This window comes from Ralstonia sp. UBA689 (genome assembly GCF_002298975.1).
Classification (GTDB): domain Bacteria; phylum Pseudomonadota; class Gammaproteobacteria; order Burkholderiales; family Burkholderiaceae; genus Ralstonia.
In genome coordinates this window covers 1-23,541 of the sequence record NZ_DBMV01000042.1, presented here as the reverse complement: position 1 = coordinate 23,541, position 23,541 = coordinate 1, and the positions used below count along the sequence as shown (strand labels likewise).

The 23,541-nt window shown below is 65.6% G+C and carries 19 protein-coding genes; 12 read left to right on the top strand and 7 right to left on the bottom strand.

The genetic code is table 11. From position 1 onward, the window contains the following. Window positions 1-37: 37 nt before the first annotated feature. A complete protein-coding gene (locus B4F51_RS20570) occupies window positions 38-1,765 on the bottom strand; it encodes a S53 family peptidase (RefSeq protein WP_296228538.1) in 1,728 nt (575 codons plus the stop codon). A gap of 319 nt (window positions 1,766-2,084) precedes the next feature. On the opposite strand from B4F51_RS20570, the gene B4F51_RS20565 reads away from it, so the two are divergent. Beyond that, window positions 2,085-2,942 (top strand): MurR/RpiR family transcriptional regulator, encoded by an 858-nt coding sequence (locus B4F51_RS20565; protein ID WP_296228537.1) that lies wholly within the window; start codon window positions 2,085-2,087, stop codon window positions 2,940-2,942. Window positions 2,943-2,964: 22 nt separating this feature from the next. Here the strand turns inward: B4F51_RS20565 and B4F51_RS20560 are convergent, their stop codons facing one another. The 3 genes from B4F51_RS20560 to zwf are packed head-to-tail and all read right to left on the bottom strand — an operon-like array spanning window position 2,965 to window position 6,174. Beyond that, window positions 2,965-4,020, bottom strand: coding sequence for a glucokinase (locus B4F51_RS20560; RefSeq protein ID WP_296228536.1), 1,056 nt, complete (start codon window positions 4,018-4,020; stop codon window positions 2,965-2,967). Further along, complete coding sequence (pgl, locus tag B4F51_RS20555) at window positions 4,001-4,705, bottom strand: 6-phosphogluconolactonase (protein ID WP_296228535.1); 705 nt, start codon at window positions 4,703-4,705, stop codon at window positions 4,001-4,003. The genes B4F51_RS20560 and pgl overlap by 20 nt, the downstream gene beginning before the upstream one ends. After that, on the bottom strand, window positions 4,705-6,174 hold the full coding sequence (zwf, locus tag B4F51_RS20550; protein ID WP_296228534.1) for a glucose-6-phosphate dehydrogenase: 1,470 nt from the start codon (window positions 6,172-6,174) through the stop codon (window positions 4,705-4,707). Before zwf ends, pgl begins: the two co-directional genes overlap by 1 nt. Before the next feature lie 309 nt (window positions 6,175-6,483). Here zwf and edd point away from each other — a divergent pair, with 309 nt between their 5' ends. Continuing rightward, window positions 6,484-8,322, top strand: a complete 1,839-nt coding sequence (edd, locus tag B4F51_RS20545) for a phosphogluconate dehydratase (protein ID WP_296228533.1) — start codon at window positions 6,484-6,486, stop codon at window positions 8,320-8,322. Window positions 8,323-8,341: 19 nt separating this feature from the next. On the opposite strand, the gene B4F51_RS20540 is transcribed toward edd, so the two are convergent. Further along, the gene (locus B4F51_RS20540; protein ID WP_296228532.1) at window positions 8,342-8,797 is read right to left on the bottom strand and encodes a universal stress protein; all 456 of its coding nucleotides are present in this window, start codon (window positions 8,795-8,797) and stop codon (window positions 8,342-8,344) included. 137 nt (window positions 8,798-8,934) lie between these two features. On the opposite strand from B4F51_RS20540, the gene B4F51_RS20535 reads away from it, so the two are divergent. The 7 genes from B4F51_RS20535 to B4F51_RS20505 all read left to right on the top strand — a co-directional run bounded on the left by B4F51_RS20535 (window position 8,935) and on the right by B4F51_RS20505 (window position 14,812). Beyond that, window positions 8,935-9,402 carry a DUF3293 domain-containing protein gene (locus tag B4F51_RS20535; protein WP_296228531.1) on the top strand — a complete coding sequence of 156 codons (468 nt, stop codon included), beginning with the start codon at window positions 8,935-8,937 and terminating at the stop codon, window positions 9,400-9,402. 100 nt (window positions 9,403-9,502) lie between these two features. Further along, on the top strand, window positions 9,503-10,015 hold the full coding sequence (locus B4F51_RS20530) for a hypothetical protein (protein ID WP_296228530.1): 513 nt from the start codon (window positions 9,503-9,505) through the stop codon (window positions 10,013-10,015). Window positions 10,016-10,249: 234 nt separating this feature from the next. Beyond that, a complete protein-coding gene (locus B4F51_RS20525) occupies window positions 10,250-11,407 on the top strand; it encodes a cytochrome c oxidase subunit II (RefSeq protein WP_296228529.1) in 1,158 nt (385 codons plus the stop codon). 12 nt (window positions 11,408-11,419) lie between these two features. Then, window positions 11,420-13,186 (top strand): cytochrome c oxidase subunit I, encoded by a 1,767-nt coding sequence (ctaD, locus tag B4F51_RS20520; protein ID WP_296228528.1) that lies wholly within the window; start codon window positions 11,420-11,422, stop codon window positions 13,184-13,186. Continuing rightward, the gene (locus B4F51_RS20515) at window positions 13,183-13,791 is read left to right on the top strand and encodes a cytochrome c oxidase subunit 3 (protein WP_296228527.1); all 609 of its coding nucleotides are present in this window, start codon (window positions 13,183-13,185) and stop codon (window positions 13,789-13,791) included. Before ctaD ends, B4F51_RS20515 begins: the two co-directional genes overlap by 4 nt. Then, the gene (locus B4F51_RS20510; RefSeq protein ID WP_296228526.1) at window positions 13,788-14,480 is read left to right on the top strand and encodes a heme-copper oxidase subunit III family protein; all 693 of its coding nucleotides are present in this window, start codon (window positions 13,788-13,790) and stop codon (window positions 14,478-14,480) included. The genes B4F51_RS20515 and B4F51_RS20510 overlap by 4 nt, the downstream gene beginning before the upstream one ends. 8 nt (window positions 14,481-14,488) lie before the next feature. Further along, on the top strand, window positions 14,489-14,812 hold the full coding sequence (locus tag B4F51_RS20505; RefSeq protein WP_296228525.1) for a cytochrome C oxidase subunit IV family protein: 324 nt from the start codon (window positions 14,489-14,491) through the stop codon (window positions 14,810-14,812). Between the two features lie 3 nt (window positions 14,813-14,815). Here the strand turns inward: B4F51_RS20505 and B4F51_RS20500 are convergent, their stop codons facing one another. Next, entirely contained in the window at window positions 14,816-16,051 is a 1,236-nt protein-coding gene (locus B4F51_RS20500; protein WP_296228524.1) for a cystathionine gamma-synthase family protein, read from the bottom strand. Between the two features lie 305 nt (window positions 16,052-16,356). On the opposite strand from B4F51_RS20500, the gene B4F51_RS20495 reads away from it, so the two are divergent. From B4F51_RS20495 to B4F51_RS20485, 3 genes are read left to right on the top strand one after another with little or no spacing between them, the layout of a single operon-like run. Further along, window positions 16,357-19,557: an efflux RND transporter permease subunit gene (locus B4F51_RS20495; protein WP_296228523.1), complete on the top strand. Its 3,201-nt coding sequence runs from the start codon at window positions 16,357-16,359 to the stop codon at window positions 19,555-19,557. After that, complete coding sequence (locus B4F51_RS20490) at window positions 19,550-20,824, top strand: efflux RND transporter periplasmic adaptor subunit (protein ID WP_296228522.1); 1,275 nt, start codon at window positions 19,550-19,552, stop codon at window positions 20,822-20,824. Before B4F51_RS20495 ends, B4F51_RS20490 begins: the two co-directional genes overlap by 8 nt. After that, window positions 20,821-22,278, top strand: a complete 1,458-nt coding sequence (locus B4F51_RS20485; RefSeq protein WP_296228521.1) for an efflux transporter outer membrane subunit — start codon at window positions 20,821-20,823, stop codon at window positions 22,276-22,278. The genes B4F51_RS20490 and B4F51_RS20485 overlap by 4 nt, the downstream gene beginning before the upstream one ends. Here the strand turns inward: B4F51_RS20485 and B4F51_RS20480 are convergent. Continuing rightward, window positions 22,275-23,204, bottom strand: coding sequence for a hypothetical protein (locus B4F51_RS20480; protein WP_296228520.1), 930 nt, complete (start codon window positions 23,202-23,204; stop codon window positions 22,275-22,277). The two genes, B4F51_RS20485 and B4F51_RS20480, sit on opposite strands and share 4 nt — an antisense overlap. Window positions 23,205-23,541: the final 337 nt, after the last annotated feature.

Genomic DNA, 23,541 nt, shown 5'->3' with positions numbered 1-23,541 from the left:
CCTTGCCGGCCGCCTGCCAACAACACTCGCATAACGATCAGAACCCGCCTGACTTGATGAGCTGGTTCAACGCGCCGATGTTCAGGCTGCCCCAACCGGTCGGATAATCCCAGCCCTGAGCGGCGTTGTAGCCATAGCCCTGGTAACCGTTATTGCCCGACACCACATCGTATTGCAGCAGCGAAACGTTGGCCGGAATCGCGTTGTACAGCCGTTGCGCCGGGAAGCCCAGATTGCTGCCGTTAGCCGTCAGGATGCGCGCCCAGAAGCCGACAAAGATTGGCGACGAGAGGCTGGTGCCACCAATCTGCTGCAGTTGCCCGTAGTTATAGATGTAGGCACCGGTGCTTTGCGCCGCGTCGAACGACACGTCAGGCAGCAGGCGTGCATTGCCGCCTTGCCAGGCAGGCGCTGGCAGGATCTGGCTGACGCCGCCGCCAGTCGACCACAGCTTGCCGTTGCCGTCCAGACCTTCGTTCCACACGGTCTCGCTGGCAAAGCTCGAACCGCTGGTGTAGAGCGTCGTGCCGCCAATGGCCAGCACGTGCGGTGACGATGCCGGCCACGACACGCTGTAGTTGCCGCCGTCCGGATAGCCGCGGTTGTTGCACTCGTAGACGCCCTCATCGCCCGACGAGACCGAGAAGGTCTGCCCCTGCGCGGCGGCCGTGGTGAAGATGGCCTCTTCCGCGTCGAGCGTGCCGTCGGCATTGGCGTCGTTCTCGCACCAGCCGAGCGACACGTTGATGACCTTGGCGGTGTTGTCCGTCACGGCCTTGTTGAAGGCCTTGGTCAGGCCCGTATTGCCCGGCGCGTTCAAGTCGGCCATGTAGAAGGCCAGCTTGCCGACCGCGCCGCCAGCGGCGCCCACGATGGACTGGCTGTCGAGGTTCCACTCGCCCTGGCCCTCCTGGTCGTCGGTGTAGTTGCCGCTGGTGCCGTTGGTCTTGATGGCTTGCGTGGCAACGGTGGCATAGCCGTTGCTGTTGGTGAAGGTGCGCAGGTCGCGCAGCGTTTGCGACACGCCGCCGATGGTGATGATGCCGACGGTGGTGCCGGTGGCCTTGGGCACGCCGGTCGCGCCGTACAGCGCCGGGAATTCCGACGGATAGTGGCCGGTGGCCGTACCGTCGGCCAGCGTGCGAGCCTCGACCACATCCCCCACGTGCAGCAGCGGACGGGCGCGCGTCACGTTCTGCAAGCCCAGCACTGACCCGACAGTCCCACCCAACGCGCGCGGCACCTGGGCACGGGCACTGTTGGCAAAGCCAGTGCGGCCGGCAAACTGGTAGTGCACCAGCGGCGTGTTGAAGGCGGTCTTGACCGTGCCCGCCGTGCCGCGTGCCGACACCAGCAAGCGGTTGGGCGCAACGTCGATGTCGATAAAGCCGTTCTGGCGCAGGTAGCTCACCACGGCATCGACCTGGGCCTGGGTGGGCGCGTGCTCGGCCAGGAACTGCTCGTTCGTAAGGTACTTGCGATAGTGCGGGCTGCGCGGGTCGTTGACGTCGTGCGCGAGCGCCTTGAGCTTGGCCTCGTTACGCGGCTTGAGGCTGAGCAGCACGTCGGTGGTCTGGCCAGGCGCAAGCTCGTTGGCGGCGCCACGCGCCATGAGCTGTGGGCCGGTGACGAAAGCCTTGGTGTGGGTGTCGACCCAGTCGGTGGCGGCATGCACGGACCCGGCCGCCAGCACCAGCGGCCATGCGCGGGCCAGGTGACGGCTCAACGTAGAAAGGTGCTGCATGGGGGTGGCAGTACGAAGCATCGGATGTCCCTTTAAGGAGTACGACGTTGTGAAACCACGACGCTTGTGGCGCCGGGGGCGTCGTTCAACGTATCCACGACGCTGCCCCTGCAACAGTGCAAAAACGTACAGTTGCAGCCGGGGTCGGCTGTGCCTAGGGCATGTCATCCGAGTTTGCGCAAGGCGGGCAACCACAAAGGCTGCGCTCAGCACGACCGGCAATTCGCTGGGCTTGCGCTAGCCGCAACCGATGGCACCGCCAGACTTCGGCAGAGGCGGTTGCGCGGGGCCTCGCGAGCCTTTATCGTGACGCGATCAGCCACCCGACACCCGCGCGCAGATGAGCGCCCAGACACCCACACCGCAGGCCACTTTCTCTGCCCCCGCCGATGCCTCGACCGACCTGCGCGAGCGCATCCGCGCGGCACGCCCATCGCTCTCTCCGGCCGAGCGGCAGGTGGCCGACTGGGTGCTGCGCCAGCCCGGCACCGTGCTGAGCCTGCCGGTGGCGGCCATCGCACGCGAAGCGGGCGTCAGCCAGCCAACCGTGATCCGCTTCTGCCGATCGATGGGCTGCCATGGCCTGTCGGATTTCAAGCTGCGGCTGGCGCAAGGCAATGTCGCGCAGGATGGCGCACGCGGTGCGGTACCCGCACGCACCGCAGCACCTTCGGGCACGCGCGTGCTGCAGAACACCATCGACGCGCTCGCCACGCTGCGGGACCGGCTCGACCCACGCGCGCTCGAAGCCGCTGTGGCGCTGGTGGATGCCGCACACCGCATCGACCTGTACGGTTTCGGCAGCTCCGGCGTGGTGGCGGCGGACGCGCAGACCAAGTTCTTCCGCTACGGCATTCCCGCCAATGCGTACAGCGATCCGTATCTCGTTTCGATGTCGTTGAACGTGCTGCAGGCAGGCGACGTGGTGATCGCCATTTCCAAATCGGGCGCGCTGCCCGAACTGCAGACGGCGGTGGAGCGCGTGCGCGAGCTGGGCGTGCGCGTCATTGCCGTGACCGCACCCGGCAGCGCACTGGCCAAGCTGGCCGACGTGGTGCTGCCGGCCGATGTGGACGATGCCGTGGCCGACCGCTCCATGGTGGCGCGGTTGCTGCACCTGGCGTTGCTCGATGCGCTGGTGCTGGAAGTGGCGCTGCGCAAGGGCAGCGCCATCGGGCGAACCGACCAGCCCGAATAGCGTGCGCGCGTAAAGCGCGCAGTCAATGCCCCTGCGCCACTGCGTGATCCATCGCGGCGCACAGGCCGACGAGCGCAGGGTACGGCGAGTGGATCACGTACACCGGCATGGCCGCCACGTAAGCCGAGAATCGGCCCTTGTCTTCAAAGCGCCGGCGGAACGGCGAGTTGGCGAACGTGGACCCGAGGCGCGGCACGATGCCACCGCCGATGTACACGCCGCCGCGCGCCCCCAACGTCACCGCCAGATTGGCCGCGATGGTGCCGAGGAAAGCGCAGAACGTATCGACCGCATAGCGACAGCGCGCGTGATCGCCCAGGTTGTCTTCCATCTCGCCGAGTGCGATGGCGGTGATGTCGGCGGCGCGGCGCACGGCGGGGCCCTGCTGCCACAGGTCGAAGCACGCGCCCAGCGCTTCGTAAATCAGCTCCAGCCCCATGCCCGAGATCAGGCGCTCGGCCGACACATGGCCGAAACGCGCACGCGCGAACTCCCAGATGGCAACCTCTTCATCGTTCATGGGCGGAAAGGCGACGTGGCCGCCCTCGCCCGCCACGGCGATGAAGCGGCCATCCGGCGTCGGCAGCAGCGAAGCCACGCCCAGTCCCGTGCCTGCGCCGAGCAGCGCGCGTGGCGCATCGGCCAGGCTGGCGCCACCGCCCACCTGTTCCAGTTCGTCCGCGGGCAGATAGGGCAGCGCATGCGCCAGCGCGGCAAAGTCATTGAGCACGACGAAGGTGTCGAAGCCCAACGACCGCCGCATCGCCTCGATGGAGAACGCCCAATCGCGGTTGGTCATGCGGATCTGGTCGCCCAGCACCGGGTTGGCGATGCCGATGGCCGCGTGGCGTACGCCGGCCGCCAAAATCTCGGGCGGCAACGCGGCCAGATACGCGCGCATTGCCGCTTCGAGCGAAGGGTAGTCGTCGCCGGCCAGCACGCCGATGTGGGCCAGGCGCATGGGCGCCATCTCCAGCGCGAATCGCACATTGGTGCCCCCCACGTCGGCCACCAGGCGCGGGTAGGCCGTCACATCGGCCGCGGTGCCCGCGCTCACCTCATGCAGTCCAATAGACATCGAGCGGCACCTCCCGCTGATGAATGACGTAACTCACCGGCAGCGCGCGCTGCGCCCCGCCTTGCTCCGCCTTGTCGAACACCGAGCGCTTGACCGGCCCCGTGATCGACAGGAAAAGCCGCCGCGCCGCGCACAGCGCGGACAGGTTCAAGCTGATGCGTCGATGCGGCGCCGTGCCTGGACGCACCGGCAGATAGCCCGGCGCTTGCGTGCGGTCGATGCCGGCATCGAGCTCAGCCGCGTCGGGAAACAGCGATGCCGTATGCCCATCGTCCCCCATACCGAGGATGACTACATCCGGCTGCTGGAATGGATCGTTGGCGGTGGCCACGCAGGCATCCACGTCCACGGAACTGCCATGCACATGCGGCGGCAACACCAGCGGGAAGAAGCGCGCTTCGGCGGCAGCGTCCTGCAGCAAATGCTCGCGCACAAGACGCGCATTGCTATCGGCATGCTCGGGCGGCACGGCGCGCTCGTCGACCAGCGTGATCGACACATTGGCCCAGCGCAGCGGCAGTACGCGCAATGCGGCAAACAGCGCGATAGGTGAACGCCCACCCGATACGGCCAGGCACGCGCTGCCCTGCTCGTTGATCACGTGCGTGAGCGTGCCGGCGATGGACTCGGCCAGCGCCTGAACCTGTGCGGCGGCATCCGGGGCGGCGTGCCAACACATTGCCATCACATCTCCTCGTGCCACGCCGCGCCATCGCGCGAGAGCAGTGCGCTCGATGCGGCGGGGCCCCAGCTACCGGCCGTGTAGCCCTTGGGCGGCGTGCGGGCTTCGTTCCATGCTTCGATGATGGGCTCGACCCAGCGCCATGCCTCGGCTTGCTCGTCGCGGCGCACGAACAGGCCCAGCTTGCCGTTGACGGCGTCCATCAGCAGACGCTCATACGCGCCGGCGTGGCGCACGCCGCCGTGGTCGGTAAAGTCCAGGTCCAGCGTGGACGGTTGCAGACCCAGCGCCGCGCCCGGCGTCTTGGTCAGGAACTGCAGGCGGATGCTTTCTTCCGGCTGCAGGCGAATCACCAGCCGGTTTTCCGGAAACTGGATCAGTGGCTTGGGAAACAGTGCGTGCGGCACGTCATGAAAGCGCACCACGATCTCCGCCAGACGCTGCGGCATGCGCTTGCCGGTGCGCAGGTAGAACGGCACGCCGGCCCAGCGCCAGTTGGCAATCTCGGCCTTGATGGCTACAAACGTTTCGGTGCGACTGTCCGCCGGAATGCCCTGCTCGTGCAGATAACCCTGCACCGGCTGCCCAGCGATGGCGCCTTCCAGGTACTGGCCGCGCACGGTCTTCTCGGGCACCTCCTGCAGCGGGATCGGCTTGAGCGCTTTCAGGATCTTCAGCTTCTCGTCACGGATGGCGTCCTGCGACAGACTCGACGGCGGCTCCATGGCCACGATGCACAGCAGTTGCAGCAAGTGGTTCTGCACCATGTCGCGCAGCGCGCCGACGCCGTCGTAGAAGTCACCGCGCTTTTCCACGCCAAGCTGCTCGGCGATGGTGATCTGCACGTCCTTGATCCACTCGCGGCGCCACAGCGGCTCGAACAGCGCGTTGCCGAAGCGGATCGCCATCAGGTTCTGCACCGACTCTTTCCCGAGGTAGTGGTCAATCCGATAGATCTGCTCTTCGGCAAAGAACTCGGCCACGGCGGAATTGATGCCCTCGTTCGACGCGAGGTCGGTGCCCAGCGGCTTTTCCAGCACCAGCCGCACGTTGGACGTGTTCAGGCCGACGCGCGCAAGCTGCGCGCAGATGTTCACGAAGATGCCCGGAGCGGTGGCGAGATAGCACACTGTGATGGGCGCGCGATCCTCACCCAGCGAGGCGGCCAAGCCATCGAAGTGTTCCGGCTTGCGGGCGTCAACCTGCTGATAAACGATGCGCCGCGCGAACGATGCCCAGGCGTCGTCGGACACCGGCGCGCCGGAATACAGCCGCATGGTTGGCCGTACGTCGCGTTCCAGCATAGCGAGGTAACCCGAGGTTTCCAGCGGCTGGGTGCCGATGGCAAAGATCCGCCCGCGCTGATGCAGATCACCGCCCTGGTGCGCATCGAACAAGGCCGGGATCAGCTTGCGGCGGGCAAGATCGCCCGTACCGCCAAACAACACCATGTCGAATGCGGGCACCGACATCGTCATCTCCTGTGTGTGAGCCATCGATTAGGCTAGCCTAGCTGACTAGCAAGACAACCTGCTCTTTAGTCTCATTTTGTAGTATTACTACATCACGAGCAAGGCATTCGTGAAACTGCCAAAGCAGTGATCTTCTGACGGTAATTTGGTGCTTATCCAGGCCGTTGGCTCACCTTCAGGCACGCAAATCGCGTGCTCACCGTCTGTGACGGGGTCGGCCCTGTGGAAAACCCTGACCCACGACCGGCCCGTTTGTAGGAAAATTACAGCGTTCCGTCCTCACCTCGGACCCCACTCTGGAGAATCCGCATGGCACAGCATCGCCTGCACCACGCATTGGCCGACGTCACCCAACGCATCATCGATCGCAGCCGCGGCCCCCGCCAGGCCTATCTGGACGTCACCCGCAAGAACGCGGGCCGCAAGGTCGAGCGCTCGCTGCTGTCGTGCACGAACCTCGCCCACGGCTTTGCGGCCATGCCGGGCGAGGCGAAGATTCGCCTGAAGGCGCTGGAGCGGCCGAACATCGGCATCGTCTCGGCGTATAACGACATGCTCTCGGCGCACCAGCCGCTGGAAGCGTTTCCGGCGTGGATCAAGGAAACCGCGCTGGAAGCCGGTGGCACCGCGCAGTTTGCCGGCGGCGTGCCAGCCATGTGCGATGGCGTGACGCAGGGGCAGGACGGCATGGAATTGTCCCTTTTTTCGCGCGACACGATTGCGCTGTCTACCGCCGTGGCGCTGTCGCACCAGATGTTCGACGCGGCGCTGTACCTGGGCGTGTGCGACAAGATCGTGCCGGGGCTGGTGATCGGCGCGCTGTCGTTCGGGCACCTGCCGGCCGTGTTCGTGCCCGGCGGCCCGATGACCACCGGCATGAGCAATGACGAGAAGGCCCGCACGCGCCAACTCTACGCCGAGGGCAAGCTCTCGCGCGCTGACCTGCTGGAAGCCGAATCCAAGTCGTATCACGGCGCCGGCACCTGCACGTTCTACGGCACGGCCAACTCAAACCAGATGCTGATGGAGATCATGGGCCTGCACCTGCCGGGCACCGCCTTCATCAACCCGAACACGCCGATGCGCGAGGCGCTCACGCGCGAATCCGCCCGCCAGGTGCTCAAGCTCGTCTACGGCGGCGAACAATTCACACCGATTGCCGACGTGCTGGACGAGCGCGCCTTCGTCAACGGCATCGTCGGCCTGCTGGCCACAGGGGGCTCGACCAACCATACGCTGCACCTGGTTGCCATGGCACGCGCGGCGGGCATCCTGCTCACGTGGGACGACTTCAACGACCTGTCGGGCGTGATTCCGCTGCTGGCGCGCGTGTACCCGAACGGCAAAGCCGACGTGAACGAGTTCCAGGCAGCGGGCGGTTTGTCGATCGTCATTCGCGAGCTGCTCGATGCCGGGCTGCTGCATGACGACGTGACCACCGTCATGGGTAAGGGGCTGCGCCGCCATGCGCAGGAACCTTTCCTGGAAGACGGCAAGTTGGTCTGGCGCGATGGCGCGGCGGCTTCGCTCGATACCAGCATCGTGCGCGGCGTGGCCGAGCCGTTCTCGCCGGACGGCGGCCTGCGCGTGCTGGACGGCAACCTCGGGCGTTCGGTCATCAAGGTATCGGCGGTCAAGCCGGAGCATCGTTTTGTCGAGGCACCGGCGCGTGTGTTCCTTGCGCAGGATGATCTGATCCACGCCTTCAAGGCCGGCGAACTGGAGCGTGACTTCGTGGCCGTGCTGCCCTATCAGGGCCCGGCGGCCAACGGCATGCCGGAGCTGCACAAGCTCACGCCTACGTTGTCGGTATTGCAGGAGCGCGGCTTCAAGGTGGCGCTGGTGACGGACGGCCGCATGTCGGGCGCATCCGGCAAGGTGCCGGCGGCCATCCACGTCACGCCGGAAGCGCTCCACGGCGGGCCGCTGGCGCGCGTGCGCGATGGCGATGTCGTGGTGCTCGATGCTGAGGCCGGCACGCTGTCGGTGCGCGTGCCGGAGGCGGAATGGAATGCCCGCAAAGTCAGCACGCCCGAGCTGGCGCACTACCACGCGGGTGTCGGGCGGGATCTGTTCTCGGGCTTCCGCCGCAATGTGTCGGCGGCGGAAGAAGGCGCCTGCACGTTGTTTGTGTCAGCAGGCGCTTAAACCCGACCGCTGTGCGCGCTCAGTCCTTGGCTGGGCCGCGCACCAGCAGCACCGGCGTGGTCGCCAGGCGGATGAACTTTTCCGCCACGCTGCCCAGCATGGCATGCGCCAGGCCGCGGCGGCCGTGCGTGCCGATCACCACCACCTCGGCGCCCCATTTGGCGGCGTCGCGCTGCAGGGCTGCGGCCACATCCTCGCCGATACCGTCGGTTTCCACCAAGGCGGTTTCCTGCGGGACGCCGTCCTTCGTCAGCGCGGCTTCGGTCTCGGCCAGTAGTTGCGTGCCGGCCTGGATGAAGGATTTGCGCAGTTCGCTCGGGTCGTAATAGCCGACGTCGAACAGCATGGCGGGGCTGTCCACGATGTAGACGGCACGCACGGTGCCGCCCGATGACTTGGCCAGACGCACGGCTTCAGCCAGAGCCAGCTTGCTGGTTTCGCTGCCGTCCACGGCCACCAGAATCTTCTTGTACATAACGAGAGCCTCGCAGGGGTTGTTGTTGGCGTGCTGCGGCGGCAGGTTCTTGCCGGCGCACACGCATACTATTCTGTGACATCCACGGCCCTTTTACGTTGCGCCAAATCAGATGGCCGCGACCATGCGACGCAACAATGCACCGTCACCCGCCCGCCCTGACGCCTGAGTTGATAGCCGCTTACCGCCGCGCGCGGTATCGCGTCGACACGCCGCAAGGCGACGTCCTGCTGCGCGTGGATGCCGCCAACCCGGCCTTAGCCGCACTGCTCGCGCAGGCCGATGCGCCATGGGCCGTGTTCGTAACGGCGTATCAGCCGTTTTCGCGCGCGGTGAGCGTGGAAGAAAACGCCGCGCGCCAGGCCGAGCTGCTTGCCTGGGCCATAGCACGCGGCATGCCGTGGCTGGCCGGTGAAGGCGGCCCGCCGGAAAACAGGACTGCGGGCACGTCGAATGCGTGGGCACCCGAACCCAGCCTGCTGCTGTTTATCGATGACCCGGCCATCGCCGACACCCTGATGCTGGCCTTCGAACAGAACGCAGTCGTGCTGTGCGATGCGCAGGGTTTTTGTACCTTGCGTTGGCATCCGTATCTGCCAGACTGAGTTACGCAAGATCGCACTCAGGCGCGTGGCGCTCAGAAGCACTGCGAGTGGCGCTTCCGATGCTTGGGTGCCGATGTCGATACATGAGCAGGAGGTTCATATGGAACTGCATATGCAATCGCACCATTGGGAGCGCCGCATGCCCGACTGGCTGGCCGCGAGTGTGGCCGGCATCGTGGGCGGCGCGCTGGTCATCGTGCTGGAGTTCTTCTGGTCGACCATGGTGCTCAATGAAAGCCCATGGCGCCCGACCCACAAGATCGCAGCCATGGTGATGGGCCCGGGCGCGCTCGAACAAGTGTCGCTGTTCAGCTACGGCATCGTGGCCACTGCGCTGGTGCTGCACTTCGTGCTGGGCGCCGTCATGGGGATGATCCTGGGTGCCGTCATCGCGCCCTTCCACTTCGACTCAAGCGTCGGCATGGAAGCCGCCATTGGCGTAGCCTTCGGGATCGTGGCGTATGTGTGGAACTTCTACGTCATGACGGTGGTGTTCCCGTGGTTTGCCTCTGAGCGCGGCGCCGGACCACTGCTGGCGAACCTGCTGTTCGGCGTGGTGGCCGCCATCACATACGGCATGCTGGAGCGGCGCAGCCAGGAAACGATGCACTGATGCGCCGTTTTTTTCCTGCGACGCCGCATGACACCCGGCGCCATCAGGAGACGGCCGCCTTAGGCAACACATGCCGAAGGCGGCTGTTTTGCATTGCGGCGCAGCATGCAAACGGCGCATCGGCGCGATCCGCGCGCGGGGCGCGCCTCGTCCTTCCGTTGCCTTGCACGATCCGAGAGCGCGACCTAGCCTAGCTTTAGCGTGTGGAGGAGCGTTTCCTCGGCGGAGGTGCCCATGGCCCTTGCGATTGCGCTTGTGCTGATCGTCGTGCTGGCGGTGGGGTTTCACTTTGCCAGCCCGTGGTGGATCACGCCGATCGCCTCCGACTGGGTACGCATGGACGACACGCTGACGATCACCATCGTCATCACCGGCGCGCTGTTCATCGTCATCAACCTCTTCGTCGTCGCTGCCCTCCTGTGCTATCGCCATCGCGATGACCGGCCCAACCAGCGCGCCGCCTACGAGCCGCACAACAAGCGCCTGGAATGGTGGCTGATCGGCATCACCTCGGTGGGCGTGGCGGCGCTGCTGGCGCCCGGCCTCTTCGTCTATGCCGACTACGTACGGCCACCGCCCAATGCGCTGCAGATGGAGGTGCTCGGCCAGCAGTGGCAGTGGCGCTTCCGCTTTCCCGGCCCCAGCGGCAAGCTCGGCACGACCGACGTGCGCTACATCACCAACGATAATCCGTTCGGCATCAACCCGGCCGATCCGAACGGGCGCGATAACGTCCTGATCGAAACGCCTGAGCTGCACCTGCCGCTCAATCGGCCGATCCGCGTATTGGCGCGCTCGCGCGATGTGCTGCACGACTTCTACGTGCCGCCGTTTCGCGCGCGCATGAACATGGTGCCGGGCATGGTCACCAGCTTCTGGTTCACGCCCACCAAGGCGGGGCGTTACGACATCCTGTGCGCGCAGCTTTGCGGCATTGGCCACTCCAACATGCGCGGTGTGGTGGTGGTGGAAGACGAGGCTGCGTTTGCGCGCTGGCTGGCGCAGCAGACCACCTTCGAGCAAAGCCAGCGAGCACAAGGGCAGACCGCACCGGCAGCGGCCGGCGGCCGCGCGCAGGCGCTGGCCGATCAGGGTAAGACGCTTGCCCAGGCGAAAGGCTGCGTCGCCTGCCACTCGGTCAATGGCAGCCCCGGCGTCGGCCCGACATGGAAGGGCTTGTACGGCTCCACGCAGACCATGGCCGACGGCTCGACCGCGTTGGCCGATGAAGCCTATCTGCGCGCTTTCATCCGTGATCCGAAAGCGCGCGTGGTCAAGGGCTTCGCGCCGATCATGCCGAACTTCGACCTGAGCGAGCAGGAACTCGCAGCACTGGTGGCGTACATCAAAGCGCAAAGTGGTGACGCTGCGGCGACCGCTGCAAAACCGTAGCGAGGAGAAACCATGCCCTACGCGCACGCCGACCACGGCCAGGACCACGAACCCAAGAGTTTCTGGACCCGCTACGTCTGGAGCCAAGACCACAAGGTCATCGCGGTGCAGTATTCGCTCACGGCCATCGCCATCGGGCTGGTGGGGCTCGTGCTATCGAACCTGATGCGGCTGCAGTTGGGCTTTCCCGGCAAGTTCGCCTTTATCGACGCCAACCACTACTACCAGTTCGTCACCATGCACGGAATGATCATGGTGATCTACCTGCTTACGGCGCTGTTCCTGGGCGGCTTCGGCAACTACCTGATCCCGCTGATGCTGGGCGCGCGCGACATGGTGTTTCCGTTTCTGAACATGCTCAGCTACTGGGTCTACCTGCTGGCCGTGCTGGTGCTGGTGGCGAGCTTTTTCGTGCCGGGCGGGCCGACCGGCGCGGGCTGGACGCTGTATCCGCCGCAGGCCATCCTGCCGGGCACGCCGGGCACGGAGTGGGGCATTGTGCTGATGCTGGTGTCACTGGCGATCTTTATCGTGGCGGCCACCATGGGCGGCTTGAACTATGTGACCACCACGCTGCAGGCGCGCACGCGCGGCATGACGCTCATGCGCATGCCGCTCACGGTGTGGGGCATCTTTACAGCGACCATCCTGGCGCTGCTGGCGTTTCCCGCGCTATTTGTGTCGGCCATCATGATGCTGCTCGACAAGACGCTGGGCACCAGCTTCTTTGTGCCGGCGGTGGTGTCGATGGGGCAGCATCTGCCGCACGCCGGCGGCAGCCCGCTGCTGTTCCAGCACCTGTTCTGGTTCTTCGGGCATCCGGAGGTGTACATCGTCGCGCTGCCGGCCTTCGGCATCGTGTCAGACCTCATCAGCACGCACGCGCGCAAGAACATCTTCGGCTACCGGATGATGGTGTGGGCCATCCTCATCATCGGTGTGTTGTCGTTCGTCGTCTGGGCGCACCACATGTTCGTGTCGGGCATGAACCCGTACTTCGGTTTCTTCTTTGCCACCACCACGCTCATCATCGCCATCCCGACCGCGCTCAAGGTCTACAACTGGGTGCTCACGCTGTGGCGCGGCGACATCCACCTGACCGTGCCGATGCTGTTTGCCATCGGGTTCATCAGCACGTTTGTGATCGGCGGTCTGACCGGGCTTTTTCTCGGCAATGTGAGCGTGGACATTCCGCTATCCAACACGTACTTCGTGGTCGCGCACTTCCACATGGTGATGGGCGTGTCGCCGATCCTGGTGGTGTTCGGCGGGCTCTATCACTGGTATCCCAAGGTGACGGGCCGCATGCTGAACGACACGCTGGGCCGTGCGCATTTCTGGATCACCTTCATCGGCACGTACCTGATCTACTTCCCGATGCACTACCTGGGCGTGCTGGGCATGCCGCGCCGGTATTACGCATATGAGGGTTACAGCTTCATCCCGCCCTCCGCGCAGACGCTGAATGCGTTCATCACCGTCATCGCCATCATCGTGGGCGTGGCGCAGTTGCTGTTCCTCTTCAACCTGGCGTGGAGCCTCGTGCGCGGCAAGAAGGCCGGCAGCAACCCGTGGCACGCCACGACACTCGAATGGCAGACCCCGCAGACGCCGCCCGTGCACGGCAACTGGGGGCCGACGCTGCCGGTGGTCTATCGTTGGGCCTATGAGTACAGCCCGCCCGATCGCGCCGACGACTTCGTGCCGCAGAATGAGCCGCCGTCTGGCACGCCCGAGACAGGGGCTGACACCCTCCACGCCGGCGGGGTACGCGCATGACCACCCTGCCCCGCCATTTCGTTCCCGATGCGCCGCCCGTGCTGCCCAACGCCGGGCGCATCGGACTGCGCGTCTTCATGGCCGTGGCGACGGCGCTGTTCTCGCTGCTGATCCTGGCCTATGCGATGCGCATGCGGGAGACAGACTGGATGCCAGTCCCGCACCCGACACTGCTGTGGTGGAACACCGGCGTGCTGATGCTGGCGAGCGTGGCGATGGAGACTGCACGGCGGGCAGACGCGCGCCGCACGCCATGGTTGCTGGCAGGCGGCGCCCTCGCAGCGCTGTTCGTGATCGGCCAATGGACGGCGTGGCAGCAACTGTCGGCCAGCGGACAAGGCGTCGCCATCAATCCGTCGAACAGTTTCCTGTATGTCTTCACCGGCCTGCACGCGCTGCACGTGATCGGCGGCCTGGCCGCCTGGGCAGTGACGATGGCGCGCCTGCGCAGCCACCCTGGCAGCGCCCACCATGCCGTAACGCTGTGCGCGACGTACTGGCACTTCCTGCTGGCCGTGTGGCTTGTGCTGCTGGCGGTGATGTGGTGGATCACCCCCGCGTTCGTTTCCGCCATCTGCGGGCCGTTGTATGGAGCCACGCCATGAGCACGCCCACCTTGCCCACTGACTCCACCGAAGCCCTACCCCAAGGCTGGCACGGCATCGTCAACGACTGGTCGGCCGACCGCGAAGCCTTCCAGGTGCCGTGGGGCAAGGCCATGATGTGGATCTTCCTGCTGTCGGACACCTTCATCTTCAGCAGCTTCCTGATCGGCTACATGACGGTGCGCATGTCCACCACGGCGCCCTGGCCCAACACCGCCGAGGTGTTCGGCATGAAGATCGGCGGCGTTGATGTGCCGTTGCTGCTGATCGCCATCATGACCTTCGTGCTCATCAGCAGCAGCGGCACCATGGCGATGGCCGTCAACTTCGGCTACCGGCGCAACGCCAAACGCGCCGCCACACTCATGCTGGCTACCGCACTGCTGGGCGCGACCTTCGTCTCCTTGCAGGCGTTTGAGTGGACCAAGCTGATCGTGTTCGAAGGCGTGCGCCCGTGGGGCAACCCGCTGGGCGCGGCGCAGTTTGGCGCGTGCTTCTTCATGATCACGGGCTTCCACGGCTTTCACGTGACGTGCGGCGTGATCTACCTGCTGCTGATCGCGCGCAAGATCCTGCAGCCGGGCTTTACCGAACACGGCAACTTCCAGATCGTCGAGATCGCGGGCCTGTACTGGCACTTCGTCGATCTCGTCTGGGTGTTCATCTTTGCGTTGTTCTACTTGTGGTGAGGCATGCCATGGACCAGACCGAATCCACGCATGGACAACAACACCCCATCGGCATCTATCTGAAGATCTGGGGCCTGCTGTTCGTGCTCAGCACGCTGTCGTATCTGGTGGACTACTTCCGGGTGCAGGGCCTGATGCGCTGGACGCTGATCATCGTGCTGATGATCGCCAAGGCAGGCCTGATCGTATCAGTGTTCATGCACATGATGTGGGAGCGGCTGGCGCTGGTATACGCCATCCTGATGCCGCCCCTGGTCTTGCTGGTGCTGATGGTGCTGATGGCGGCGGAAGCCAATCACACCTTCGGCATGCGTGAGCTGTTCTTCCGCTGACCGTCAGGCGACGGCAATAGCGTCCAGCGCCTGCGTAAAGTCCGCCAGCAGATCAGCTTCATCCTCAATGCCGACCGACACACGCACCAGCGAATCGGCAATGCCCATGGAGGCGCGGCGCTCGGCGCCCATTTCCCAATAGATGGTCGGCGCGACTGGAATCACCAGCGTGCGCGTGTCGCCCAGGTGGGTGGCGCGCACGGCGTAGCGCAGGCGGTTGAGCATGTCGACGTAATCCGCTCCGTCTACCAGTTCGAAGCTCAGCAGGCCACCGTAATGGCGGAACAGCTCGGTGGCACGGGCGTGCTCGGGATGCTCCGGGAGGCCGGGGTAGTACACGCGTGCCACCTTGGGGTGCGCGGCCAGCGTGCGGGCCAGCGCCAGCGCGTTGCTGCAGGTGCGGTCGATGCGCAGGGCCATCGTTTCGGCACCCACGGCAATGCGATGCGCGGCGTCGGCAATCAAGGTCGCGCCCTGGTCGCGCAGGCCCTTCTTGCGGATCTGCAGAATGCCCTGCATTTCCGGCTTGGCCTTGCGGTATGCCGGGTAGATGTTCGGATACGTCGTCCAGTCGAACAGGCCGGTATCCACCACCGCACCGCCCAGCGCGTTACCGTGCCCGCCGATGTACTTGGACAACGAATGCACCACCAGGCTCGCCTGCGCATCGCGCCCGCGGAACAGCCATGGCGAGGTCATCGTGCTGTCGACCACGTACAGCAGGCCACGCGCCTTGCAAAGGGCGCCGATGCCCTTGAGGTCTGCCACCTGCGTGCGCGGGTTGGCGATGGTTTCCACAAAGACGAGGCGCGTGTTCGGCTGCACCGCATCGGCCACCGCCTGGGCAGACGTGGCATCGACGAACGTCACTTCCACGCCCAGGTTGCGCAACGTCTCGAACACGCTGTTGGTGTTGCCGAACAGGAAGGCACTGGAGACCACGTGATCACCCGCGCGCAACATCGTCGAAAACACCGCCATGATGCCGGCCATGCCCGTGGCAAAACACGAAGTCGCCAGGCCGTCTTCCATCATCGTGATCTTGGCTTCGAGCGCAGCGGTGGTCGGGTTGCCTTGGCGCGCATAGGTGTAGCCGGGCTTGCCCTGGAACACCTCGATCAGCTCGCGCGTATCGCCGTAGCCGTAGGTGGTGGAGGTATGCAGCGGCTTATGGACGGCGTAGTGCTCGACGCCGGCTTCGCGGTCGGCGTGCAGGAGGGCGGTGGTGAGTCCAGTCATGGCGGGCGGGGCGTGAAGGAGTGCAGGAAATGCGGGAAAGCTTGGCATTATCGCGCGATTTGGGGCGCGCTTGCGGCAAGGCGGCGCGTAATGGCGAGCATCGCGCTCAAAGCCCGGTCATACTGGCCGTGGCGCTCCTTGCCGGACGCCACTCTTCAGTTGCCCCGGCAACCGCCGTTATGCAATGTAATAAAGCCTGATCATAGGAACATTCTGATCGCCCCCCCCCGGCGATAGAATGGCTGGTCGCCGCCGTTCGAGCGGTCTTCGCCCCCGTCAACGCTTCGCGGTTCTGAAACGCCTCCATGTGGATTGTCCAACTCGCGCTGCGAAGGCCGCTGACCTTCATCGTCCTGGCGCTGCTGATCCTGCTGGCCACGCCGTTTACGCTTATGCGTACGCCAACGGACATCTTCCCGGAAATCGACATTCCGGTCGTCAGCATCATCTGGAACTACAACGGCCTGCCCGCCAAGGAGATGGCCGACCGCATCGTCTCCGTCACGGAGCGCAGCCTGACGACCACCGTCAACGACATCGAGCACATCGAGTCGCAGTCGCTGGGCGGCATCTCGATCGTCAAGGTCTTCTTCCAGCCCAACGCCAACATCCAGACGGCACTGGCACAGATCGTGTCGGTGTCTCAGGCACAGGTGCGGCAACTGCCGCCGGGGACGACACCGCCGCTGATCATCAAGTATTCCGCTTCGAGCATCCCGATCCTGCAACTCGGGCTGTCGAGCAACACGTTGTCGGAGCAGGAGCTCAATGACGCGACGCTGAACTTCCTGCGCCCACGCCTGATTACCGTGCCGGGCATCGCCGTGCCGTTTCCATATGGCGGCAAGAGCCGCCAGATCACGGTGGACCTCGACACGCAGAAGCTGCTGGCGCAGGGTCTGACACCGGTGGACATCGTCAACGCGGTGGGCGCGCAAAACCTGATCCTGCCGGCCGGCACGCAAAAGATCGACGCCACCGAATACGGCGTCACGCTCAACGGCACGCCGGGCAGCATCGCCGCGCTCAACGCCATTCCGGTCAAGACCAGCAACGGCGCCACGCTCTACCTGGGCGATGTGGCCAACGTGCGCGACGGCTTTTCGCCGCAAACCAACGTGGTGCGCCAGGACGGCCAGCGCGGCGTGCTGCTGTCGATCCTGAAAAACGGCGGTGCATCGACGCTGGACATCGTCAGCAACATCTACAAGCTGCTGCCCACGGCCGCTGCCGCGCTGCCGCAAGACATCAAGATCACGCCGCTGTTCGACCAGTCGTTGTTCGTCAAGGCGGCCATCGAGGGGGTGATCCGCGAGGCGATCATCGCCGCGTGCCTGACCGCCGCCATGATCCTGCTGTTTTTGGGCAATTGGCGCAGCACAGCAATCATTGCCGTGTCGATTCCGCTGTCGATCCTGTCGTCGATCATCGCGCTGCACCTGCTGGGCGAAACCATCAACCTGATGACGCTCGGCGGCCTGGCGCTCGCCGTGGGGATTCTGGTGGATGACGCCACCGTCACCATCGAGAACATCGAGCGTCATCTGCACGAGGGCAAGGAGCCGGTGACGGCCATCCTGGACGGCGCGGCAGAGATTGCCGTTCCGGCCTTCGTCTCCACGCTATGCATCTGCATCGTGTTCGTGCCGATGTTCTTCCTCACGGGCGTGGCACGCTATCTGTTCGTGCCCATGGCCGAAGCGGTGATCTTTGCCATGCTGGCGTCGTACGTGCTCTCGCGCACGCTGGTGCCCACGCTGGTGATGATGCTCATGACCGGCCACACCGAAGACGCAAAGAAGCCCGGCCCGATGCGCCGCATCTACGAGGCGTTCAACACACGGTTCGAGCACATGCGCGGCAACTACGCGGCCATTCTGGGCGGGCTGCTGGAGCGCCGCCGCGTGTTTGCGCTGTCGTTCCTAGGCTTCTGCGTGGCGTCGTGCGCGCTCTACCTGGCGCTGGGCCGCGATTTCTTCCCCGATGTGGATGCCGGGCAGATCCGCCTGCACATGCGCGCGCCGTCCGGCCTGCGCATCGAGGAGACCGCGCGCCTGGCCGATGAGGTGGAAGGCGCCATCCGCGAGATCATTCCCAGGAAGGAACTCTCCACCATCCTCGACAACCTGGGCGTGCCGAACTCTGGCATCAACCTGTCGTACAGCAACGCCGGCACGATCGGCACGCTGGACGGCGAAATCCTGATCGCCCTGCGCGAGGGGGAACGCAAGCCCAGCGCCGATTACGTGCGCCGCCTGCGCGAAGAACTGCCCAAGCGCTTTCCGGGCGTGGAATTTGCGTTTCAGCCGGCAGACATCGTCAGCCAGATCCTGAACTTCGGGTTGCCTTCCGCGATTGACGTGCAGTTCTCGGGCGCGGATGTGGCGACCAACAAGCAACTCGCGGGCATTCTGGCCAACCGCATCAAACAGATTCCGGGCGCGGTGGATACGCACGTGCACCAGCGCTTCGACCAGCCAACGCTCGCTCTGAACATGGACCGCACGCGCATCCAGCAGGTCGGCCTGGAAGGTCGCGACGTGGCGCAGAACCTGCTCGTGTCGCTCAGTTCCAGCTTCCAGACTGCGCCCACGTTCTGGCTGAACCCGATCAACGGCGTGGTGTACCAAGTGGCAGTGACGAGCCCGCAGTACCGTGTCGATTCGCTCGACGCGTTGCTGCGCACGCCGGTGGCTGGCGCACGTGGTGGCGCGGCGCAGGCAGGCGGTCCGCAACTGCTGGGCAACCTGGTGCAGGTGAGCCCCGGCGTGCAACCGCAGGTGGTCTCGCACTACAACATCACGCCGGTGGTGGATGTGTACGCCTCGGTGCAGGGGCGCGACCTGGGCGCCGTCGCCAAGGAAGTCCAGAAGGCCGTCGATGACATCCGTCCCAAGCTGCCGCGCGGCGCGCAGGTGACGATTCGCGGCCAGGTGCAGACCATGGAATCGTCGTTCGTGGGCCTGGGCGTGGGGCTGGTGATGGCCATCGTGCTGGTGTACCTGCTGATCGTCGTGAACTTCCAGTCGTGGATCGACCCGCTCATCATCGTGACGGCCCTGCCGGCGGCGCTGGCGGGCATTGCGTGGATGCTCTTCGTGACGGCGACCACGCTTTCGGTGCCGTCCTTGACCGGCGCGATCATGACGATGGGCGTTGCGACAGCCAACTCGATCCTGCTGATCTCGTTTGCGCGTGAGCGCTTGGCTGAGGGCATCGCACCAGTGCAGGCCGCGCTGGAAGCCGGCGCCACACGCCTGCGCCCGGTGCTGATGACGGCTCTGGCGATGATCATCGGCATGGTGCCAATGGCGCTGGGCCTGGGCGAAGGCGCCGAGCAAAACGCGCCGCTTGGCCGTGCGGTGATCGGCGGTCTGCTGTTCGCCACGGTTTCGACTCTTTTCTTTGTTCCGGTGGTGTTTGCCAGCGTGCACAACAGATTGCAGCGGCGCGCCGCCCGGCGTGGTACTGGACCAGCATTACGGGGAAGCGAAGGACATGTCTGAGCAAACATCCGGTGCCCATTCAGGGCACATGGCGGACGGCCCGCCGCATCATGTCGTGACGGTCGATCCGATTGAGCCGGTGGACCGTGGCCACGCCATGCGGCGTGCCCGCTGGGTCGTCATCGCCATGGCCGTGGTGCTGGCGCTGGGCGCCGCGCGCACACTGGTCAGCCGCCACTACAACGCGCACGCGCTGGAGCAGCAGGTCAGCGCGCAGAGCAGCCGCTACGTCAACACCATCGCGCCCAAACCCGCCAGCGCCAGCCGCGAACTGACGCTGCCCGGCACGCTGCAGGGCTTTGTGGAGTCGCCGATCTACGCACGCACCAACGGCTACGTGCTGCGCTGGTTCAAGGACATCGGCGTGCATGTTGAGAAAGGCGAAGCGCTGGCTCTGCTCGACACGCCGGAAGTCGATCAGGAACTGAACCAGGCCCAGGCTGCGCGCAATCAGGCCGCCGCACGCCGTGCATTGGCACAAACGTCGATGCAGCGCTGGCAGAACCTGCGCCAGAAAGACGCCGTCTCGCAACAGGAATTGGACGAGCGCACCAGTGCCGCCAACCAGGCCCAGGCGGACCTGGCCGCCGCCGAGGCCAACGTGCGCCGCCTGCAGGAGCTGCAAGGCTTCCGCCGCGTGGTGGCGCCGTTTGCAGGCGTGGTCACCAAGCGCAATGTCGACGTCGGCACGCTGGTCAACGCCGGCAACGCGGGCGCCAACCGCGAGCTGTTTGCGCTCGCACAGACCGATCCGCTGCGCATCTACCTGTACGTGCCGCAAGCGTATTCGCAGCAGGTGAAGGTGGGCCAGGACGTGGCCGTCACGCTGGCCGAACTGCCGGGGCAAACCTTCCACGGCACCATCGCGCGCGCGTCCGGCGCCATCGATACGACCACGCGCACCATGCAGGTGGAAGTGCAACTGCCCAACAAAGATGGCCGCCTGATGCCGGGTGCGTACGTGCAGGTGGCCATTGCCGGCAAGGCAGCGAAGGGTGACGACGCACAGGCCGCCTTCATCGTGCCGACCAACGCGTTGCTCTTCCGCAAGGAAGGCCCGCGCGTTGCCGTGGCCGAGAACGGCCATGTCGACCTGCGCCCCGTCGCCATCGGCCGGGACTTCGGCCGCACGGTGGAAGTCGTCTCCGGCTTGAACGCCAGCGATGCGCTGATCCTGAACCCGGCCGACTCCATCGCGCAGGGCGAGGCGGTCACGGTCGTGGCACCCGCGTCGGCTCCGGCGGCTTCCGCGCCGCACGCGTCATGAGCCGGCTGCAAGCGACCGCGCTGGCGGCGTCCGTGGCCGTGGCGCTCGCGGGCTGCTCGCTGGCGCCGACGTATGAACGCCCCGCCATGGACCTCCCCGCGCACTGGCAGGCCGAGGCACCCTGGCGCGCCGCGCAACCCGCGGACGATGCGCCCAAGGGCCCCTGGTGGCAACGCTTCAATGATCCGCAGCTCGACAAGCTGGTCGAGCAGGCACTGCGCGAGAACCAGTCGCTCAAGGTCGCGCTGACCAACCTGGAGCAGGCGCAGGCACTCACGCGTGTGGCACGCGCGAGCCTGCTGCCAACCGTCACCGCCAGCAGCAACGATGCGCGCCTGCGCACGTCGGCAGACCGGCCGCTCTCGTCATACAGCAGCCCGACCATGTCGACCGTGCAGAACGACTTCGTGCTGCGCGCCGACGTCAGCTATGAAGCCGACCTGTTCGGCCGCGTGCGCAACACCGTCGCCAACGCCAGCGCCAGCGAACAACAGGCTGCCGCCAACCTCGAGAACTTCCGGCTGCTGCTGGCCGCGCAGGTGGCCACCACCTGGTACAACCTGCGCGAGACCGATGCGGAGATCGCTGTTGTGCAGGAAGGCCTGGCCCTGCAGCACAAGGCGCTCGATTTCGTGCGCTCGCGCCATCAGGACGGTGTGGCCTCGGGGCTGGACCTCGCGCAGCAGCAGGCGCTGGTCGACAGCACCGCCACGCAGGCCGAGCTGCTGGTCAAGCAACGCGCGCAGTACGAGCATGCGTTGGCCACCTTGGTTGGTACACCCGCCCCCGCCTTCCATCTCGACCCTGTGCCGCTGACCGGCGCGCCGCCCGCGATTCCGGTGGCGCTACCGTCCGACGTGATCGAACGCCGCCCCGACGTGGCCGCCGCCGAGCGCGGCGCGGCCGCTGCCAACGCACAGGTCGGTGCGGCGCGCGCCGCCTTCTTCCCGAGCGTCTTGCTGGGCGGTGGCGCCGGCTGGGAAAGCCGCGATTTCGCCCTGCTGTTTTCGGCGCCAACGTTGCTGTGGTCGTTCGGCACGCAGATCGCTCAGACAGTGTTCGACGCAGGCCGCACGCGGGCGCGGGTGGACTTTGCCAACGCGGGCTACCAGGGCGCCATCGCCAACTATCGGCAGACGGTGCTGGGCGCGTTGCAGGAAGTGGAAGACGGATTGGCTGGGCTGCAATCGCTGAACCGCGCCGCAAGCCAAGCACGCGCGGCCGTGGACAGCGCCCGCAAGGTCTACGACATTGCCAGCGTGCGTTACGAGGGCGGGCTTGCAACCTCGCTGGACGTGATCACCGCGCAGCAGTCGCTGTTGAACAACCAGCGCACGGCCGTGCAGATCCTGGGGCAGCAACTGACGACCAGCGTGTTCCTGGTCAAAGCCATGGGCGGAGACTGGAGCCGCCCCGGGAACCAACCCGCCACGCTGCCGACCGCCAGTCGCTAAGCGACGCGGCGCAGGAAGCGTGCGCCGGCAGCAAGGCCGGCCAGCCAGCAGAGCAACAACACCAGCACAATCACGATCGCGAGACGTTCGATGGTGGCGCCAGGCAGCCAACGCGCCAGTGCGATCACCACCGCCGCCAGAAGCGCCGTTGCCACCACGCTCACCAGCAACGCACCCACAGCGGATGCAAGCGTGCGCAGCAACGGCGGGTGAACATGCGCCGGCGGGCACAGCTCGGCCATGCGGGCACGCACATAGGCAGCCGTGCGCTCGCTATCGGTGGTATCGGCGTAATCGCGCACGATCTGCATCCAGGTTTGCGTATCGAGCACGCCGGAACTCAGCTCCTGCGCCACGCGGCGCAACGCGGCCCGCTCGCGCGCATGGTCGGTGGCATCGGTTGGCGTTTCGTTCGGATCGGGCCGATCGAACACAGCCGGCGCGGCCGCCGGATCGCTAAAACGAACCTGGTGCCGATAGGTGACCCGCACGCGGCGCGAGCGCACGATGTACGCCATCGTCACGAAGGGCGTCAGCACCTGTAGCGCAAACAACAACACGACCGGCAGTTTTCCGGCCGCGTGGCTGGATGCTTGCGCCAGCCACTCCAGGATCAATGACCCGATGTAAAACGCGATCGGCAACTGGAACAGGCAGTACGCGAACCAGAGCACCGGAAACCAGCGCACGCGCAAGAACGCCAACGCCACCAGCACCAGCGGGCAGACCAGCCACGGCAGCACCAGCAGTGGGTGCACCCATTCGCCGCCCGTCACCCGCAGCATGAACGCCGCAGTCATCCCGAGCACCATCGCCAACACCGGCAGCGTCGTCAGCCACAACAGCGTGATCAGCCAGCCCCGCACGCCGTACAGCGCGTGCGCGCGGGCTCGCGCCACCGAGATTGCAATCCAACTTCCCTGCATGAGGTTCCCCCGTCTGGGTCTGCAATGCGTTGTTCGACTGCCGTCAGCCTGCAGTGTCCGGTGTTTGGGCGATTGTGTCATTGGGCGAGAAGCGGACGCTCCCCACGGTCGAGGGGCAATGTTTTCAATGTTGTAAATAGTCGGTCCTGAACAACCCTCCCAGTCCTTTCAGGATAAGGCTTTGCGACCCAAAGGGCGTTGCCGCAGTTGCAGGAATCCCGCATATTGATGCGGCAATCCTGCAAATTCCGACGAGGCTTGGATGGGTCCGAAGGCGCCAGTCAGCGAGGGAGATGTAATGGCCCAGCGAAACCTGCACAGGTTAAGCGGCTAAAGC

Excerpts from the sequence above, each read along its gene's own strand:
- B4F51_RS20480 (WP_296228520.1), bottom strand. The coding sequence starts at position 23,204 with ATGCAGGGAAGTTGGATTGCAATCTCGGTGGCGCGAGCCCGCGCGCAC.
- ctaD (WP_296228528.1), top strand. The coding sequence starts at position 11,420 with ATGCCCTACGCGCACGCCGACCACGGCCAGGACCACGAACCCAAGAGT.
- B4F51_RS20510 (WP_296228526.1), top strand. The coding sequence starts at position 13,788 with ATGAGCACGCCCACCTTGCCCACTGACTCCACCGAAGCCCTACCCCAA.
- B4F51_RS20495 (WP_296228523.1), top strand. The coding sequence starts at position 16,357 with ATGTGGATTGTCCAACTCGCGCTGCGAAGGCCGCTGACCTTCATCGTC.
- B4F51_RS20565 (WP_296228537.1), top strand. The coding sequence starts at position 2,085 with ATGAGCGCCCAGACACCCACACCGCAGGCCACTTTCTCTGCCCCCGCC.
- B4F51_RS20485 (WP_296228521.1), top strand. The coding sequence starts at position 20,821 with ATGAGCCGGCTGCAAGCGACCGCGCTGGCGGCGTCCGTGGCCGTGGCG.
- edd (WP_296228533.1), top strand. The coding sequence starts at position 6,484 with ATGGCACAGCATCGCCTGCACCACGCATTGGCCGACGTCACCCAACGC.
- pgl (WP_296228535.1), bottom strand. The coding sequence starts at position 4,705 with ATGGCAATGTGTTGGCACGCCGCCCCGGATGCCGCCGCACAGGTTCAG.
- B4F51_RS20540 (WP_296228532.1), bottom strand. The coding sequence starts at position 8,797 with ATGTACAAGAAGATTCTGGTGGCCGTGGACGGCAGCGAAACCAGCAAG.
- B4F51_RS20525 (WP_296228529.1), top strand. The coding sequence starts at position 10,250 with ATGGCCCTTGCGATTGCGCTTGTGCTGATCGTCGTGCTGGCGGTGGGG.
- zwf (WP_296228534.1), bottom strand. The coding sequence starts at position 6,174 with ATGTCGGTGCCCGCATTCGACATGGTGTTGTTTGGCGGTACGGGCGAT.
- B4F51_RS20560 (WP_296228536.1), bottom strand. The coding sequence starts at position 4,020 with ATGTCTATTGGACTGCATGAGGTGAGCGCGGGCACCGCGGCCGATGTG.
- B4F51_RS20500 (WP_296228524.1), bottom strand. The coding sequence starts at position 16,051 with ATGACTGGACTCACCACCGCCCTCCTGCACGCCGACCGCGAAGCCGGC.
- B4F51_RS20490 (WP_296228522.1), top strand. The coding sequence starts at position 19,550 with ATGTCTGAGCAAACATCCGGTGCCCATTCAGGGCACATGGCGGACGGC.
- B4F51_RS20515 (WP_296228527.1), top strand. The coding sequence starts at position 13,183 with ATGACCACCCTGCCCCGCCATTTCGTTCCCGATGCGCCGCCCGTGCTG.
- B4F51_RS20530 (WP_296228530.1), top strand. The coding sequence starts at position 9,503 with ATGGAACTGCATATGCAATCGCACCATTGGGAGCGCCGCATGCCCGAC.
- B4F51_RS20505 (WP_296228525.1), top strand. The coding sequence starts at position 14,489 with ATGGACCAGACCGAATCCACGCATGGACAACAACACCCCATCGGCATC.
- B4F51_RS20570 (WP_296228538.1), bottom strand. The coding sequence starts at position 1,765 with ATGCTTCGTACTGCCACCCCCATGCAGCACCTTTCTACGTTGAGCCGT.
- B4F51_RS20535 (WP_296228531.1), top strand. The coding sequence starts at position 8,935 with ATGCACCGTCACCCGCCCGCCCTGACGCCTGAGTTGATAGCCGCTTAC.